This is a genomic window from Neobacillus niacini, from assembly GCF_031457145.1.
GTDB lineage: Bacteria > Bacillota > Bacilli > Bacillales > Cytobacillaceae > Neobacillus > Neobacillus niacini_J.
Window position 1 is genome coordinate 311510 of the sequence record NZ_JAVDVZ010000002.1, and the last position, 18063, is coordinate 329572.

The following is an 18063-nucleotide window of genomic DNA, read 5'->3' on the forward strand; positions in this document are numbered from 1 at the left end:
GGTCTTCGACATTTCAATATTGCCCGATCGAAATCAGTTATGACTATTATACTTGATATCTGAAAACCTTTACAACCATTTTCCAAAAGGAGGATTTAGTATCAACGAAAAGGACGTTCCTTGAACCAAAATAAAAATGCCAATCAATGAAATAAATTGGCATTTTTAACACTACTTTAGTAATTTAATTAATTGAATTAAAGTGCTGCGTTCTAGTTCAGTTAATGGAACAAGCGGCAGTCGCACTGATCCTACATCGAGTCCTTTAACTTGGAGAGCTGTTTTTACAGGTGCAGGATTTGGAGCTGCAAATAGTCCCTGCATAAGTGGAAGGAGCCGTTGGTGCAGCTTTGCTGACTTTTCATTTTCTCCATCTAAAAAAGCCGTTACCATCTCTTGCATTTCTTTTCCAATCACATGTGAGGCAACAGAAACAACTCCTGCACCACCAATGGAAAGAACCGGAACCGTTAAAGCATCATCACCACTGTAGAGAGCGAAGTCACTATCGGTATTTGAAATAATGTGAGTCATAGCATTTAAGTCCCCGCTTGCCTCTTTAACAGCTACGATATTCGAAATTTTCGACAGCCTAATAATGGTATCAGGATGAATATTTACTGCTGACCTTCCTGGGATATTATAAACCATTATAGGCAAAGAGGTAGCTTCAGCAACTGTTTTAATATGTTGATACAAGCCCTCCTGATTCGGTTTATTATAATAGGGAGCCACCAGCATAATTGCGTCGACACCAACCTGTTCTGCTTTTTTAGTCAGTTCCACCGATGCGTAGGTATTATTACTGCCTGTGCCAGCTATAACAGGAATTCTTTTTCCAACAATCTTTACAACATGATTAAATAATGCCAATTTTTCTTCCTTTGACAAGGTTGGCGATTCACCAGTTGTCCCCGCAACCACAAGGGATTCCGTTCCATTATCGATTAGATAATTAACTAATTGGGTGGTCTTAGAAAAATCTATATGTCCTTTTTTATCAAAAGGGGTAACCATGGCAGTTGAAACCCGTCCAAAATGAACCATTTTACTACTCCTTTCAATTACGAAAATCAATGGGACAATGACAATTTGAAAACAAACTGCCATTATCGATTCCATACTTCATTAGATATCCGCAAGCTTTGTTTCCAGTGTTTCTTCTTCTAGATGAAAGGCGTCATGCAATGCATTCACTGATTTAACCAAATCGTCTTGCTTCACAAGTACCCAAATCGTGGTATGACTATCAGCGGATTGTAAGATACGAATCCCTTTCTCGGAAAGAGCAGTAACTATTTTAGATGTAACTCCAGGAACTCCGGCAATTCCAGCTCCAACGACCGATACCTTTGCACAATGACGTTCTACTACAGGATCATTCCCTATTTCTTTTAAGACCGTAATGGCTCTTTCAGTCATTTCCTCCGTCACCGTGTATACAACACTATTCGGTGAAATATTGATGAAATCCACACTAATTTTTTCATTTGCCATTGCTTTAAAAACTTCTGATTGTAGATAGTATTGGTCTTTTTTTGCATAAACCTTTATTTGAGTCACTTTCGAAACATGTGCGATACCCGTTACCGTTCTTTCTTTAATATCACTGCCTCGTGATTCCTTCGAGATTGATGTGACCAATGTACCTAAATTATCAGAATAGGTAGAGCGAATGCGAATAGGAACCTTCGCCTGCATAGCTATTTCAACTGCTCTTGGATGAATAACCTTCGCACCCTGATAGGCCATGTTACATAATTCAGTATAGGTTACAACAGAAAGCCGTCTAGCATTTTCTGCTATTCTTGGGTCTGCTGTCATAATTCCTTCTACGTCGGTAAAAATATCAATCCATTCTGCATTTAGTGCTGCCCCTAAAGCAGCTGCCGAAGTATCACTGCCACCTCGTCCAATTGTTGTGACGTCACCGTTCTTTGCAGCTCCTTGGAATCCAGCAACAACCACAACATCATTATGTTCAAGTTCTCGCAGCAATCGATCACATTTCATTTCTACAATCTTTGCCTGTGAATGTTCATTATTCGTTCTAAATCCTGCCTGGGCCCCTGTCAAAGCAATCGCGTTAATGCCATTGTCCTTTAGCATATTTGCAAAAACTACACTAGAGATGATTTCCCCACAGGATAAAAGCAGATCATGTTCGCGTTTATTGACCTTACTTTGATTACCCCCGATTAAAGAGAGGAGTGTATCGGTTGCATAGGGCTCACCACTACGCCCCATTGCTGATACCACTACTACAACCTTATATCCATCATCTAATGCATTTTCGATATGTTTCCTAGCATGCTGCCTGCTAGCTTGATCCCTGACAGATGTCCCGCCAAATTTTTGAACTATTATTTTCATATGACATTTAAACCTGCCTTTTTATCAGACCTTTATTTTTTTTCTTTGATTAATCCTAATTTTATTAAGCTTTCTGCAATTTGAACTGAATTCCAGGCAGCACCCTTGAGTAAATTATCAGAAACAACCCACATATGGAAGCCACGACTATCATTAAGGTCGTTACGGATTCGTCCTACAAACACATCATTACTTCCTACACAATTCGCTGGCATCGGATATAATTGATTCTCAGGGTCATCTTGTAAAACAACACCTGGAGCTGTTTTTAACAATTCCTTTATCTCATTTGCACTGACTCCATCTTCTTCAATTTCAAAATAAACAGATTCAGAGTGACCCACTGCGACAGGTAATCTTACACAAGTGGCCGCTACAGGAAGTTCTGGCAGATGCATAATCTTTTTCGTTTCATTGATCATTTTCATTTCTTCATATGTGTAGCCGTTTTCTGTAAATTTATCTATTTGTGGTATAGCATTAAAGGCTATTTGATAGTGGTTCTTGTCACCTTTTACAGGTAAGATTTTTGGTTCTACTGCCTCACCATCAATTATAGCTTTTGTTTGATTCTGTAATTCCTCAATCGCAACAGCTCCAGCACCTGACACTGCTTGATAGGTGGAAACGATCACTTTCTTCAGTCCATATTTTTGTCTAACTGGTTCTAAGGCAACTACCATTTGGATAGTAGAACAATTAGGGTTAGCAATGATGCCATTATGATTGTTCAAATCATGTTCATTTACCTCAGGAACAACGAGAGGAATATCCTGCGCCATTCTAAAAGCACTTGTGTTGTCTACTACAATCGCTCCGTGTTTTACAGCTTCCGGGGCAAGCTCTTTTGATATATCGCCGCCAGCTGAGAATAAAGCAATATCGACTCCAGCAAAGCTTTCAGGCTTAGCTTCTTGAATCGTATGCTCTACCCCATCTATCATAACTTTCTTACCGGCTGAACGTGCAGAAGATAATAAGGTTAATTGTTTAATTGGGAATTTTTGTTTAACTAACGTTTGGATCATTTGTTGACCCACCGCACCTGTTGCCCCTACTACCGCAACATGATAACCACTAGTTTGATTCATTTTCTAGTACCCCTTTCAATCTTTCATCTATTTATTGGTCTTTTCTGTTTCAATTTAAAAAGAATCAGAAATGGTTAATATAAATTCTCATCAGTGAGATAATTGGTCCCACTGATGATTGAATTATAAATATATTAACATATTCCTTGAAAGAAAAAACCATATTTGATGAAAGGAGTTAGAATTAGTCTACATCCATGTATCTTTCTACTAAAACTGGTTGAATTTGTCTTCCTTCAATTGCAGCTTCAACTGTTTCCATTAACATAGGCATTCTTGCCACCATAGAATTAGGTTTTTTAACAGGGTCATCCTGACCATATGGAATAAAATATATATTTTTTGTTGCCATTAATCTCATTAAGTTTACTCCATTGAGCCCCAAAGCGTCATTTGTCGAAATTCCTAGTACCACAGGTTTTAGATTTCTCAGTGTAGCTTTTGCAGCCATTAATACTGGACTATCATTCATCGCATTCGCGAATTTACTCATTGAAACACCTGTTAAAGGAGCAACTACCATACAATCTAAAGGGATTTTTGGACCTAATGGCTCTGCTTTAACGATTGAATCTATTGCTCTGTTACCAGTTAAATCCTCAATCCTTTGAATCCAATCCTCACCTTTTCCAAAACGGGTTTCTGTATTTTGTACCGTAAATGTTACTACAGGTAATACTTCGGCACCCGCTTGAACTAACTTCTCAATTTCAGGAAATACAGCATCATACGTACAATGGGAACCTGTTAACCCAAAGCCTATTTTTTTTCCTTTTAAACTCATTTTATTTTCCCCTTTCGCTTGCTTAAATTATCTTGAAGCAATTGGGCCAGAACGTTGGCTAGTATTTGACCAGCTGTTTTTGGCGCGACTATTCCAGGTAATCCTGGTGCAAGTAGTGCTTTTATGCCTCTTTTCTCTGCATATCTAAAATCAGTTCCACCTGGCTTTGAAGCTAGATCAATAATCAGAGTATGAGCAGGCATTTTGGAAATAACTGATGCAGTTACAATTAATAACGGGATAGTATTGATTAAGATATCTGTATCCTTCACCTGCTGTTCTATTTCGTTTAAATGAAATGGCGTTAAACCCATTTCCGTAATTCTTGCAAGATGTTCAGTTTTCCTGGCACCAACCTTTATTTTTGCTCCAAGCGCATGGAACGTTCTTGCTACACTCATCCCAACTCTTCCTAAGCCTAATACCGTAATATTTGAGCCATGAATCGTGAAATCAGTATGCTGGATGGCCATCATGATTGTTCCTTCTACAGTCGGAATAGAATTGTAAATAGCCACATCGTCCCTTTCAAAAAGCTGTACAAGCGGACGATTTGCTTCCTTCGTAATACCGTTTAAATAAGCATTACTAATTCCGGAGTAAATGGTACAATGTTCTGGTGTTTTCAAAAGCATTTCGGCTGTTAATATTACCTTTTCATTCGAAAAGATTGTTTCAACATGCCCTTCTAAATTTGTACCGGGTACCGGTAAGATTAAAGCATCCATATTTAAAAAATCGACTTCATCCAACTTTTCCTTAACAGCGCCTGTGAACGCGTGGTCAAGCTGCTCAAAGCCAATTAAAGATAATCTGGCATCTAACTCGGTTAACTTCCGGATAATTTCCAGCTGTCTTGCATCTCCACCGATCACGGCTATCTGCATCCCTGTCAGCATGAAATCATTCACCTTCTTTTCAAAAAATCCAAACAGAAGTCTTTTCTTCTTATCACTTCAACATATTATGTAAGGGCGAATGAATCTGTGAGTTTTTCAGATACAGATAAATAAAAAAAGCCCAAGCAAAATTTATTTTGCTTGAGCCTTTATGTTTTCTCATCATTATTCAACTTCCTCTTCTTCTTGTACATCAATAATGATCATGTCAGATCCTATTTTTTTTATATGCTGCCATGGAACTCTAATTTCTCCGCCCTGCTTTCTAAATCCAAACCACTTTAAGGAAGATGGAATCAGTAAAGCTTGAATTTGTCCTGTACTTTCATTGATTTCAAGATCTGTTTGACCCAGAACTCCCAACCGCTCTGCCTTTTTTACATCTACAATTTCTTTACCGCTTAATTCACTTAACCTCATCTTATTGGCCCCCTCCCTCAACATCTTTACTATATGTTTATCGATGGAAGTCCAATTTTAGACTAAAGAAAAAACAGTTCAAAAGTGAACTGTTTTTCCTCATTTTATAATAAATTTTTTGGTAATTCACCATCAGGGCTGATTAAGGAAACAGAGTACTTGTCTGTAAAGACAGAAGTTGCCATGCCATCTACACTTTGTTTGGTTACTTGATCAATTTGCTCAATTATCTCATCAAGTGAACGATGACGCTTTAAGAGTAGTTCGTTTTTTCCATTACGGCTCATCCTGCTATTTGTACTCTCTAAGCTTAACATTAAACTTCCTTTTAACTGTTCTTTACTATTGATTAGTTCTTTTGCGGTAATTCCATCTTGTTTTAATTTTTCAAGTGTTTCCTGAATCGTTTCGAATAACACATCAAGCTGCTTTGCCCCAGTCCCACCATATACGGTCACAACTCCGTTATCTTGATAAGCAGAATGATAGGAGAAAACAGAATAAGCTAGGCCTCGCTGTTCACGAACTTCTTGGAAAAGCCTGCTGCTCATACTGCCGCCTAAAATATTATTTAAAATAATTAAACTGTAGACATCCTCGTGACCAATCTTTAGTCCTTCGAATCCGATACAGAGATGTGCTTGTTCTGTTTCTTTCTTACGAGATAATTGATTAGAATGGAATGTCGGAATATTTTCAGTGATCGCACTTTTTCCACCTTCATACGATCCAAAATACTTTTCAACTTCTTTAATAAAACTTTCAGAAACATTTCCAGCTATTGAAATAACCACATTTTCGGGTGTGTAGTGATTGTGAATATATTCTTTAAGAGTATTACCAGTAAACGTTTTCAGTGTTTCCTCTGTTCCTAAAATAGGATATCCAAGTGGATGGTCTCCATAAATAGCTCGGCTAAGTAAATCATGAACAATATCATCTGGAGTATCATCATACATTTTGATTTCTTCCAGAACTACATTTCTTTCTTTATTTAATTCTTCTTCGACAAAGGTTGAATTAAAGAACATATCAGCTAAAACATCTAAAGCGAATTGTGCATGTGTATCCAGTACTTTTGCATAGTAGCATGTGTACTCCTTTGAGGTAAAAGCATTTACTTGACCACCAATACTATCGAAGGATTCAGCTATTTCTTTCGCTGAACGCGTCGTCGTCCCCTTGAAGAACATATGCTCTAAAAAGTGCGAAATACCATTTGTTTGGGGATTTTCATTTCTTGATCCAGTGCCAATCCATACTCCAATGGCAACAGATCTCACTGTTGGAATATTTTCTAATACAATTCTTACACCATTTTTGCAAGAAAATCTGTTTATCATCAAAATCCTCCTATCTATAAAAAACGGAAACTTATTTTCCTTTATTATCTGGTTTCTCAGTTCATTTTATTTCATAATTCTTTCTTCACTCATTAACTCACTTACAGTCGCTATGTTTAATCCCTTTTCTTCAATCAGTTTAATCAATCGATCTAGTGATTTTGCAGTGGGTTCCGTTGGATGCATAAGGACCATTGAACCATTATCAATTTTCGAGATAACACGATTGATTAGTTGGTCAGGTGAAGGCTTTTGCCAATCAATCGTATCTACTGTCCACATGACTGTCTTCATATTTAATTCCGCTGCTATTTTAACTGTTTCATCTCGATAACTGCCACTTGGAGGACCAAACCATTCACTTTTCTTCCCAGTTGCTGCCTTAATTACTTCATTTGTTCTTATAAGTTGATCCCTTGTTTGGGATGCTGTTAACGTTTTCATATCCGGATGCGTATAGGAATGGTTTCCTACCTCATGACCCGCACTTACAATCATTTTTGCTAAATCAGGATTATTTTTTACCCAGTTTCCTTCAAGAAAAAAACTAGCTGATATCTGATGGTTTTTTAGAGTTGCAAGCATTGAGGGCAAATATTCATTTCCCCATGCTACATTAATGATGAAGCTGACCATCGGCTTTTCGGGATGTCCACGATAAATAGGTGATGGCGGCAAATCTTTAAGATGGACAGAAGGTTCTATCTGTTTATATACCAATTTTTTTTCATCAAAAGTTCCATTTTTCTTCATATTTTTATATGAAGCTTCAATATCGACAGTTATCCCATTATAGCCTGGGATTGCTTTCCACACTCTATCGATTTTTGCATCGGAAGGTAGTATTTCATATGTAGAAGCATTTTTTACAATACTTTGATAAAGCGGATCTTCTTGCTTGCCAACGGTTAGCGCGTTACCCTTAAGTGAAGACACATATGTATCAACTAGTGGATTGTTTACAGAAAACCAAGTAGCAATTACTAAGAAAACGATCATCCTTAACTTCTTCATCTTCCTTCCCCCCTTCATACAAACTATATGAATAAGAGGGACAAGGTAGAACTAAAAGCGGAAGCGCAGCTAAACTAGATAGAACTAACATGGAAAAAGTCAGGGTTCCCCCTGACCTTTCTATTTCACTTTTAAAGAGAATGCATTATTGTTGTTTCTCTGCTTCAGCCTTTTCACGTTGTTCCTTTAATATTGCCTTACGTGATAGGTTTACACGTCCTTGCTTATCAATTTCAGTAACTTTTACTAAAAATTCGTCACCAATTTTAACGACATCCTCCACTTTTCCAACTCGCTCTTCAGCCAATTCAGAAATATGGACAAGTCCATCTTTTCCAGCAAATATTTCTACAAACGCACCAAATTTTTCAACACGTTTGACTTTGCCAAGGTACATTTCGCCGACTACAACCTCACGAACGATATCTTCAATAATTTTCTTTGCTTTCTGATTCATTTCTTGATCAGTTGAAGCAATGAATACTGTACCATCTTGTTCAATATCAATCTTAACGCCAGTTTCTTCAATAATTTTATTGATTTGCTTACCACTTGGTCCAATAACATCACGGATTTTATCTGGGTTAATTTTCATTGTTAAGATTTTTGGTGCAAATTTTGAAAGCTCAGTTCTAGGCTCTCCAATGGTAGCAAGCATTGAATCAAGAATGTGCATTCTACCCTTTTTAGCCTGTTGAAGTGCCTCTTCTAGGATTTCACGAGAAAGTCCTTTAATCTTAATATCCATTTGCAGAGCAGTTACACCCTTAGCCGTTCCTGCCACTTTGAAATCCATATCTCCAAGGTGGTCTTCCATTCCTTGAATGTCAGATAAAACAGTGTAATATTCACCTGATTTTACAAGTCCCATTGCAATACCAGCAACTGGAGCTTTAATTGGAACACCAGCATCCATCATCGCGAGTGTACTTGCACATATACTTGCTTGTGAAGTAGAACCGTTTGATTCAAGTACTTCAGAAACAAGACGAATTGTATATGGGAAATCCTTTTCAGATGGTACGATTGGTTCTAGTGCCCGTTCACCAAGCGCCCCATGTCCGATTTCACGACGACCTGGTCCACGGATTGGTCCTGTTTCACCAACACTAAATAAAGGGAAGTTGTAATGGTGCATGAAACGCTTCTCTTCTTCGATTCCCAATCCATCGAGAATTTGAACATCTCCCATTGCTCCTAATGTACAAATACTTAATGCCTGAGTTTGTCCACGGGTAAATAATCCGGATCCATGCGTACGTGGTAAAATACCTATTTGCGAAGATAAAGGACGTATTTCGTCGATTTTCCGACCATCAGGACGAATCTTTTCAACGGTTATTAAACGGCGAACTTCACCTTTAACAATTTTATCCAATATTTGTTTAACTTGCTTCAAGTCATCGTCAGTTGCTTCGTTCTCTACGAACTTAGCAATAACCCGATTTTTCACTTCTTTAATGGCATCCTCACGTGCATGCTTTTCTTGAACCTGAATGGCAGTTACCATTTCAGCTTCGCACATTTCTCTAACTTCAGTTTCAAGCTCTTTATCGAGTTCGTATAAGGAAACAGCTCTTTTTTCTTTGCCTGCTTCAGCTACAATCTTTTCTTGGAATTCGATTAGTCTTTTAATATGTTCATGTCCATGCATGATTGCCTCAAGCATAATTTCCTCAGAAACCTCATCTGCGCCAGCTTCAACCATGTTAATCGCATCTTTAGTCCCGGCAACCGTTAAATGAATGTCGCTTTTTTCAGCTTGTTCAACTGTTGGGTTAATAACAAACTCTCCGTCTACACGACCAACTATAACACCAGCAATCGGCCCCTCGAACGGTATGTCAGATGTAGAAAGTGCTAACGAAGAACCAAACATCGCAGCCATCTCTGATGAACAATCTTGATCAACACTCATAACAATACTGATAACTTGTACATCATTACGAAATCCATCAGCAAAAAGCGGACGAATCGGGCGGTCAATCAATCGGCTTGCTAAAATTGCTTTTTCACTAGGACGACCTTCACGTTTAATAAAGCCGCCAGGTATTTTCCCCACAGCATATAATCTTTCTTCGTAGTTACATGTTAATGGAAAAAAATCTAAGTTTTTTGGTTCTTTTGAAGCTGTAGCTGTACTTAAAACTGCTGTATCTCCATAACGGACCATTACCGCTCCATTAGCTTGTTTGGCTAATTGGCCAATTTCAACGGTTAATTTACGTCCAGCCCAATCCATGGAATACTCATGTTTCGTTTGTTCCATTTTATTACCCCTCTCTATCCAAATCACACTAGAGGATAATGCGAAATTGTATCGCTCTAATCATCTAATATAAAAAGCTTTTAGCCTATGTTATTAATACAAATATACTTATAGTATGCACAAAATTCTGCGACTTAAAATATGTATAAGAGATTTTTTCGTTTTTAAACCTAACAAAAAAGCGGGAAAAATCCCGCTTCTTTTGATTATCGACGAAGTCCAAGCTTAGTGATTAATACACGGTAACGTTGAACATCTTTATTACGCAGGTACGTTAAAAGATTACGACGCTTACCAACCATTTTCAACAGACCGCGACGTGAGTGGTGGTCCTTCTTATGAGTACGTAAGTGCTCATTCAAATTGTTGATTGATTCAGTAAGGACAGCGATTTGAACCTCTGCAGATCCAGTGTCGTTATCATGAGTTTTATACTCAGCGATAAGTTCGTTTTTACGTTCTTGTGTGATTGCCATCCTATTCACCTCCTAAATTTACTATCCCCTGTTACTGAGCAAGCGTCGGTGACTCGACTTGCCAAGCAAAGGTTATTTTTAATACGTTAATAAGAATACAACGTTTCACGGCAAAAAGCAAGTTCAAACCTAAGAAAAGGCTATTTTTTGCAATTATTTGGTTACTATTTGTCGATATTATTAAAGTATTGTATAGCATTTTGCTTATCTCTTTCAATTTGAGCAACGAGTTCGTCAATTCCGGAGAATTTTTGTTCTTTGCGAAGATATTGATGCCATTCAACCGTTACAAGTTCACCATAAATATCTTGGTCAAAATTAAATACATTTACTTCAACTGATACCCTTAAAGCTTCTTTATTAAAGGTTGGTTTATAGCCTACATTGCATACACCATCATACCAATTTTCACCAACATTGATTTTTACCGCATAAACACCAAGTGGCGGTAAAATATATTCATCCTTTGTCTCAACATTTGCGGTAGGAAATCCAATCGTCCTGCCTCTTTTATCTCCATGGCCAACTATACCTTCTGTCCGATAGAACCTGCCGAGCAGGTCAGGCAACTCTGCTGTTCTTCCATCTGAGATGTATTGTCGGATTCGGGTTGAACTCACTTTTTCATTTCCACAGGTGAATTTTTCTACTACCGAGAAAGTAAATATTTCTCTTGAATGGAATGGCAATGTTTCCATCGTTCCTTTTCCCATACGGCCATAAGAAAAATCAAATCCAGCAACCACATGTTTTACATTAAGATCAATGACATATTGATCGATAAATTCTTGTGGCAGCAGATTAGCAAAATCTGTAGTAAAATGGACAACAAAAAGATAATCAATGCCCAATTCCTCAATAATTTTTATTTTCGCTTCTAAGGGTGTTATATATTGAACACGCTTTTCACTTTTCCTTAACACTACAGATGGATGAGGGTCAAAGGTCATTACTCCGGAATGAAGTCTTTTTTGCTCTGCTTGTTTCTTTGCTTCGAGAATAACTTTTTGATGACCACGATGTACACCGTCAAAATAGCCAAGTGCCATAGATAATGGTGGTAATACAGATTTATCTATATTTAATGGGAAATTTAACTTTATTACTTCCATATGAAACTCACCTTTTCTAGACCGTAACCTTTTTAACCTTGATCATTACGCAAAACTTTAACCGGTTTTAAAAGCCCTGGCTTGTTCGGGTGTACCGAATAAATGGCAAGAGCTTTTCCTTCTTCCGTTTCAGCGATAATTGGTCCGTTACTATTTTTTAAATACTCTGGTATTTGTAAAAGTGCGCCATTTTTCACTTTCTCTGCTACTTTATCATTTATTATGTATTTCGGCAAATGAGAAAGTGCCATTTCTAAAGGTCTTAAACAAGTGGAAATGGTGCCCGTTTCCATTAACTTTTCAATTTCTTCAAAGGTCAGACAATCATCAAGTGTAAAAGCTGCCGATTGGACCCTGATTAAATTTGACATATGTGCAGGGTAGTCGAGACTTTCACCTATCATGACAGCTAATGTCCTGATATAGGTTCCCTTACTGCAGCCTACTCTAAAACGAAAAGAAATCGTTTCTCCTGAAAACTCTTCTCGATCATCAAGCAACTCAATTGAATAAATGGTTACCTTTCTAGTCGGTCGTTCCACTTCAATACCTTTGCGTGCATACTCATATAGCCGAGTACCGCCAACTTTTACAGCAGAAAACATTGGTGGAGTTTGTTCTATCTCACCGCTAAAAGAATCAAGCACTTGAATGATTTCTTTCCTGCTTATGGTTCGTTCTACTTTCTTCTCTACAACCTTTTCACCAGAGGCATCTTCAGTTGTTGTTGAGAACCCAAGTGTTACTTCCCCTTCATAACTTTTTCCTGCGTCCGTTATGTATTCAGCTACTTTTGTTGCTTTCCCTATACAAATAGGAAGAACTCCGGTTACATCAGGGTCTAGAGTACCTGTATGTCCCACTTTTTTCGTTCTTAATATTTTTCTCAGTCTAAATACACAATCATGCGACGTCATCCCGGCCGGTTTATATAATGGTAAGATTCCTTCCATCGCAATCACCCCAATTTCATTTTTATCGAAAAAAAAGGATAGACATTTGTCTATCCAATTATTCTTCTTCATTTTTTTCCATGCTATTATCGTCATGGTGCAATTGATGAATGAGTGAATTAATTCGATTACCGTACTCCATAGATTCATCCCATTCAAAAAGGATTTCCGGTGTTTTACGCAAGCGAATACGATGGCCTATTTCGGTTCTGATGAACCCCTTCGCCTTTGCAAGACCCTTTAGAGTGTTTTCCCTTTGCTCATCATCGCCCAAAACAGAAATATATACTTTTGCTTGTTGGAGATCGCCTGTCACTTGAACTTCAGTAACCGTAACAAAGCCGATCCGGGGATCTTTAATTTTCCGGCCAATGATGTCACTTAGTTCTTTCTTCATTTGCTCTCCAACACGATTTGCTCTGTGACTCATTACTTCACCTCTTAACTTAAAGCCATTCTATATCGGTGATCGTTCTTTCTATTTCAGGAAAAGAATCAATTAACTTAAGTGCATTTTGCAGCTCCATTTCAGTCATTACTCGGTTGGATGTCACCGCTGCGATAGCTATTTTTGTTCTCTGCCACACATCCTGATAGCCAACCTCCGAAACAGATACATTAAATTTTTGTTTTAACCTAGTGAGAATTCGCTGCAAAACTGCACGTTTCTCTTTTAAAGAATGAGCATCGTATATGATGCATTCACAAACTGCCAAACCTACAATCATTTACGCTCAATTTCTTCCATTACGTAAGCTTCAATAATATCTCCTTCTTTAACATCATTGAAGTTTTTAATGGTAATACCACATTCATAACCTTGTGCAACCTCTTTGGCATCATCTTTAAAACGTTTTAATGCATCGATATTTCCTTCAAAGATGACAACACCATTACGAATTAAACGAATTCCGCTATCACGAGTAATTTTCCCGTCTGTCACATAAGAACCAGCAATGGTCCCAACCTTTGAAACTTTAAAGGTTTGGCGAATTTCTGCTTGACCAATTACTTTTTCCTTAAATTCAGGATCCAGCATACCTTTCATCGCGAATTCAATTTCTTCAATAACTTTGTAAATAATACTGTGAAGTCGAACATCGACCTTTTCTTGCTCAGCTGCGCGTTTCGCATTCACATCAGGACGAACGTTAAAGCCAATCACAATCGCATTAGAAGCGGAGGCAAGGGTAATATCCGACTCATTAATGGCACCTGCACCACTATGAATAATTCTGATATTAACACCTTCAACATCAATTTTTTGAAGTGAAGCTGCCACAGCTTCAGCTGAACCTTGAACATCAGCTTTCAGAATGATGTTTAGATCCTTCATCTCTCCTTGCTTCAACTGTTCAAATAAATTATCTAGGCTGACGATTGTTTTTTCACCACGCTGTGCTGCCAATGCTTGCTGTGCACGTGCTTCACCCACTTGACGAGCTGTTTTCTCATCGTCTAATACAACGAAACGGTCACCAGCTTGTGGAACATCACTTAAACCTGTAATTTCAACAGGTGTAGACGGTCCAGCTTCTTTCACACGGCGTCCTAGGTCATTTACCATTGCACGAACACGACCATAAGTGTTTCCTACAACAATAGGGTCACCTATTTTCAGTGTACCATTCTGAACGAGCAAGGTAGCCACTGATCCACGGCCTTTATCTAATTGTGCTTCAATAACGGTTCCAACTGCTTTACGATTAGGGTTTGCTTTCCATTCTTCCACTTCACCAACAAGTAGAACCATTTCGAGCAAAGTATCTATCCCATCGCCATTTTTCGCAGAAATTGGAACAAAAATCGTATCTCCGCCCCATGCTTCGGAAACTAACCCATGCTCGGTAAGTTCTTGCATCACACGATCAGGATTTGCAGCTTCCTTATCCATCTTATTAACTGCAACGATTATTGGAACTTCTGCAGCCTTAGCATGGTTAATAGCTTCAACCGTTTGAGGCATAACGCCGTCATCAGCCGCTACCACTAGGATTGTGATATCCGTAATTTTTGCACCACGAGCACGCATCGTTGTGAAGGCAGCATGTCCCGGTGTATCAAGGAATGTTATCTTCTTACCATTTTCAACAACTTGGTAGGCACCAATATGCTGGGTAATTCCACCCGCTTCACCTTCGGTTACCTTAGTGTGACGAATGGAATCAAGCAATGTTGTTTTCCCATGGTCAACGTGACCCATAATAGTAACAACTGAAGGTCTTTCTACAAGCTCTTCAGGTGCATCTTCTGTAAAATAAACTTCAAGGTCTGTGGCATCGATTTTTATTTCCTCTTCAACCTCAACCCCATATTCACTAGCAATCAATTCGATGGCGTCCTTGTCTAAGACCTGATTAATGGTCGCCATAACTCCTAATAAAAAGAGTTTCTTGATTATTTCGGAAGGTTCACGGTAGATTTTTTTAGCAAATTCTCCAACCGTTAACGAATCACTGAAAGTAATTTTAGCTGGAAGCTCTTTCACTTTCCTAACTTGTGGCAGTGCTTGCTGCACCGGTGTATGGTTCTTTTTCCGGTTGTTATTATTATTGCGATTTTGGTTATTATTATTAAAAGGTTTTTTAGTACCTTTTCCAGGGCTGAATACTTTATTTTCCTTAGATTGGAATTGTTGACTTTGCTTTTTAGTGTCAACCGTTTTTGGTGGTGAGACCACTTTTACTTTGCTAGGAGTAGTTTTTGAGTCATCATCCTCGAAAGCTTTTGGACTTGTTTTACTTTGCACTTGTGGTTTAACTCCCTGCTGCTGTGGATTCTGATTCTGGCGATTTTGTTGTTGAGGTCTTGCCTGCTTTTGTCCAGAATTGCTTTGGTTTTTATTATATGTTGCGTCAAGCTTTACAACCGCAGCATCTTCTATTGTTGCCATATGATTGGAAACCTCTATATTCATTTCTTTGAGTTTGGTAATTACATCTTTACTTGAAATATTGTGTTTCTTTGCATACTCATAAACACGTATTTTACTCATATTTTCACCCCCGCTAGAATTAATCGAGCAACGTCATCAGTTTTTTTGCAAATCCATCATCTAGTACAGCTACAACAACGCGGGCTTCTTTGCCAATCGCTTGGCCAAGAAGGTGGCGATCTTCCACTAATTTATATGGAACTTGGTATGATTTACATTTATCTGTAATTTTTTTTGTCGTATTTGCAGATGCATCTGCCGATAAAAGTACGAGTTTTGCTTTTCCGTTTCGTATCTCCTTAACAGAAAGCTCCTCACCCGATATGATTTTCCGTGCTCGATTGGCTAAGCCAAGTAACGACATCCATTGATTTGTATTCATATAGACTGCCTGTTTTCCTTATCTATCAGTTCCAATAATTCTTCATATAATGTTTCATTTATGGAAACTTGTAAATGATTAGATAAAGTGTTTTTCTTCTTGGCTAGTAGGACCGCTTCCTTGTCCTTAGAAAGATATGCACCTCTGCCCGACTTTTTCCCTGTTAAGTCGATAGATACATCCCCTTCTTTTGAGCGAACGATGCGAACGAGTTCTTTTTTCGGTTTCATTTCACCGGTTGCGACACATTTACGCATAGGAACTTTTTTACGATTGTTCACTCATCACTCACCTCACTTATTAATCCTTTTCTTCTTCATCATTAAATTCAACATCTACCTGATCATCAAAAAGTCGTATCATTTCTTCACGTGGATAGATTCCTAGTTCGCGTGCATCTGTTTCAGATTTGATATCTATTTTCCAGCCTGTTAGCTTTGCTGCAAGACGAGCGTTTTGTCCGCGCTTTCCAATAGCAAGTGAAAGCTGATAATCTGGTACAACTACTGTTGTCGCTTTTTCAGATTCATTTACCATTACATCTAAAACTTTAGATGGACTTAAAGAATTAGCAACAAAGACAACAGGATTATCTGACCATTTAACAATATCAATTTTTTCACCTTTTAACTCGTTAACAACGGCTTGAACTCTTGTACCTTTTGGACCAACACAGGAGCCGACTGGGTCAACTTCATTATTATCCGAATGAACAGAAATTTTTGAACGGTCACCAGCTTCACGAGCGACTGATTTTATTTCAACCGTACCATCATATATTTCTGGAACCTCAATTTCGAACAATCGTTTAAGCAGGCCCGGATGTGTCCGTGATACGAAAATTTGCGGGCCTTTCGTTGTCTTTTCTACCTTCGTAATAAAAACCTTTATACGGTCATGAGGCTTATAACGCTCATTTGGCATTTGTTCGTTTACAGGTAGCAACGCTTCAATTTTACCAAGGCTGACATAAATGAATTTTGAATCAAGTCTTTGAACAATTCCAGTCATGATATCTTCTTCACGATCGATGAACTCGGAATAAATAATGCCTCTTTCTGCTTCCCTAACTCGCTGGGTAACAACCTGTTTTGCCGTTTGAGCTGCAATTCTACCAAAGTCCTTAGGTGTTACTTCCATTTCAACAATATCTTCAACAACATAGTTAGGATTAATGTTCCTAGCATCTGCTAATGATATTTCAAGACGAGGGTCAAAAACTTGATCCACTACTTCTTTTCTTGCAAAAACTCGCATTGTACCTGTTTGCAAATTAAAATCAATTCGAACATTTTGGGCTTGATTAAAATTGCGGCGATATGCCGATACAAGTGCTGCTTCAATCGCATCAATTATTACATCTCTAGAAATGCCCTTTTCTCTTTCTAGTATTGTAAGAGCATCTAATAGTTCGCTGCTCATTTGATCGTATCCCCCTATCCTTCATATATTTCTTTCATTATGAAAAAATAACTGCCAGCCGTGCACTAGCCACTTTTTCAAAAGGAATCTCGATGACTTTTTTACGGGTCTTAATTTTCATTTCAACTTTCACTGTTTGCCCGTCATACTCTAACAATGTTCCTTCAAATCCTTTTTCACCGTCGATTGGCTCATATGTTTTTATAAATACATTTTTGCCAATTGCCTTTTCAAAGTCTTTTGCTTTTTTAAGCGGTCGTTCTGCACCAGGAGAGGATACCTCAAGGAAATAATTTTGGGTAATCGGGTCAAGTTCATCGAGTTTTTCACTAAGCCGTTCACTGACAATGCCACAGTCCTCTATATCAACACCGTTTTCTTTATCAATATATACGCGCAGAAACCAGTTTTTCCCTTCTTTTACAAACTCGATTTCCACCAATTCTAATCCTAACTCTTGAATAATTGGTTGCGCAAGCTCTTCTACTACTTCCGTTACTTTGCTCATGTTCAACCTCCTTTACCGACATTTCACCCATATTATACGTATTTCACGGAAAGTTTTATTAGTTACTCTACAAAAAATGCTT

General features: G+C 38.1%; 19 protein-coding genes. All 19 read right to left on the bottom strand.

All coding sequences use genetic code 11. The features are described from left to right. Window positions 1-171 precede the first annotated feature (171 nt). Entirely contained in the window at window positions 172-1047 is an 876-nt protein-coding gene (dapA, locus tag J2Y03_RS06295) for a 4-hydroxy-tetrahydrodipicolinate synthase (RefSeq protein WP_310192007.1), read from the bottom strand. An 81-nt stretch (window positions 1048-1128) separates the two neighbouring features. Then, window positions 1129-2373, bottom strand: a complete 1245-nt coding sequence (gene dapG, locus J2Y03_RS06300) for an aspartate kinase (protein ID WP_310192009.1) — start codon at window positions 2371-2373, stop codon at window positions 1129-1131. A 32-nt stretch (window positions 2374-2405) separates the two neighbouring features. Continuing rightward, window positions 2406-3464: an aspartate-semialdehyde dehydrogenase gene (gene asd / locus J2Y03_RS06305; RefSeq protein ID WP_310192012.1), complete on the bottom strand. Its 1059-nt coding sequence runs from the start codon at window positions 3462-3464 to the stop codon at window positions 2406-2408. A 184-nt stretch (window positions 3465-3648) separates the two neighbouring features. After that, complete coding sequence (gene dpaB / locus J2Y03_RS06310) at window positions 3649-4248, bottom strand: dipicolinate synthase subunit B (protein ID WP_310192015.1); 600 nt, start codon at window positions 4246-4248, stop codon at window positions 3649-3651. Then, window positions 4245-5147, bottom strand: coding sequence for a dipicolinic acid synthetase subunit A (dpaA, locus tag J2Y03_RS06315; RefSeq protein WP_132086126.1), 903 nt, complete (start codon window positions 5145-5147; stop codon window positions 4245-4247). Before dpaA ends, dpaB begins: the two co-directional genes overlap by 4 nt. 165 nt (window positions 5148-5312) lie before the next feature. Further along, window positions 5313-5567 carry a YlmC/YmxH family sporulation protein gene (locus tag J2Y03_RS06320; protein ID WP_132086124.1) on the bottom strand — a complete coding sequence of 85 codons (255 nt, stop codon included), beginning with the start codon at window positions 5565-5567 and terminating at the stop codon, window positions 5313-5315. Between the two features lie 104 nt (window positions 5568-5671). Next, window positions 5672-6910: a M16 family metallopeptidase gene (locus J2Y03_RS06325; RefSeq protein WP_310192019.1), complete on the bottom strand. Its 1239-nt coding sequence runs from the start codon at window positions 6908-6910 to the stop codon at window positions 5672-5674. A 66-nt stretch (window positions 6911-6976) separates the two neighbouring features. Then, window positions 6977-7924 carry a polysaccharide deacetylase family protein gene (locus J2Y03_RS06330; protein WP_310192021.1) on the bottom strand — a complete coding sequence of 316 codons (948 nt, stop codon included), beginning with the start codon at window positions 7922-7924 and terminating at the stop codon, window positions 6977-6979. 145 nt (window positions 7925-8069) lie between these two features. Further along, window positions 8070-10193: a polyribonucleotide nucleotidyltransferase gene (gene pnp, locus J2Y03_RS06335; protein ID WP_132086118.1), complete on the bottom strand. Its 2124-nt coding sequence runs from the start codon at window positions 10191-10193 to the stop codon at window positions 8070-8072. A gap of 206 nt (window positions 10194-10399) precedes the next feature. Further along, the gene (rpsO, locus tag J2Y03_RS06340; RefSeq protein ID WP_095247643.1) at window positions 10400-10669 is read right to left on the bottom strand and encodes a 30S ribosomal protein S15; all 270 of its coding nucleotides are present in this window, start codon (window positions 10667-10669) and stop codon (window positions 10400-10402) included. A gap of 164 nt (window positions 10670-10833) precedes the next feature. Beyond that, complete coding sequence (gene ribF, locus J2Y03_RS06345) at window positions 10834-11781, bottom strand: bifunctional riboflavin kinase/FAD synthetase (protein ID WP_310192023.1); 948 nt, start codon at window positions 11779-11781, stop codon at window positions 10834-10836. Window positions 11782-11813: 32 nt separating this feature from the next. Next, window positions 11814-12734 (bottom strand): tRNA pseudouridine(55) synthase TruB, encoded by a 921-nt coding sequence (gene truB / locus J2Y03_RS06350; RefSeq protein ID WP_310192025.1) that lies wholly within the window; start codon window positions 12732-12734, stop codon window positions 11814-11816. A gap of 58 nt (window positions 12735-12792) precedes the next feature. Continuing rightward, complete coding sequence (rbfA, locus tag J2Y03_RS06355) at window positions 12793-13164, bottom strand: 30S ribosome-binding factor RbfA (RefSeq protein WP_132086114.1); 372 nt, start codon at window positions 13162-13164, stop codon at window positions 12793-12795. Window positions 13165-13180: 16 nt separating this feature from the next. Beyond that, the gene (locus J2Y03_RS06360) at window positions 13181-13462 is read right to left on the bottom strand and encodes a DUF503 domain-containing protein (protein ID WP_132086112.1); all 282 of its coding nucleotides are present in this window, start codon (window positions 13460-13462) and stop codon (window positions 13181-13183) included. Further along, window positions 13459-15729, bottom strand: coding sequence for a translation initiation factor IF-2 (infB, locus tag J2Y03_RS06365; protein WP_310192028.1), 2271 nt, complete (start codon window positions 15727-15729; stop codon window positions 13459-13461). The genes J2Y03_RS06360 and infB overlap by 4 nt, the downstream gene beginning before the upstream one ends. 19 nt (window positions 15730-15748) lie before the next feature. Next, window positions 15749-16051: a YlxQ family RNA-binding protein gene (locus tag J2Y03_RS06370; protein ID WP_132086108.1), complete on the bottom strand. Its 303-nt coding sequence runs from the start codon at window positions 16049-16051 to the stop codon at window positions 15749-15751. Further along, window positions 16048-16332, bottom strand: a complete 285-nt coding sequence (gene rnpM, locus J2Y03_RS06375) for an RNase P modulator RnpM (RefSeq protein WP_132086106.1) — start codon at window positions 16330-16332, stop codon at window positions 16048-16050. The genes J2Y03_RS06370 and rnpM overlap by 4 nt, the downstream gene beginning before the upstream one ends. 19 nt (window positions 16333-16351) lie before the next feature. Then, window positions 16352-17473: a transcription termination factor NusA gene (gene nusA / locus J2Y03_RS06380; protein WP_310192032.1), complete on the bottom strand. Its 1122-nt coding sequence runs from the start codon at window positions 17471-17473 to the stop codon at window positions 16352-16354. A 37-nt stretch (window positions 17474-17510) separates the two neighbouring features. Then, on the bottom strand, window positions 17511-17981 hold the full coding sequence (gene rimP / locus J2Y03_RS06385; RefSeq protein WP_310192033.1) for a ribosome maturation factor RimP: 471 nt from the start codon (window positions 17979-17981) through the stop codon (window positions 17511-17513). Between the last annotated feature and the right edge of the window lie 82 nt (window positions 17982-18063).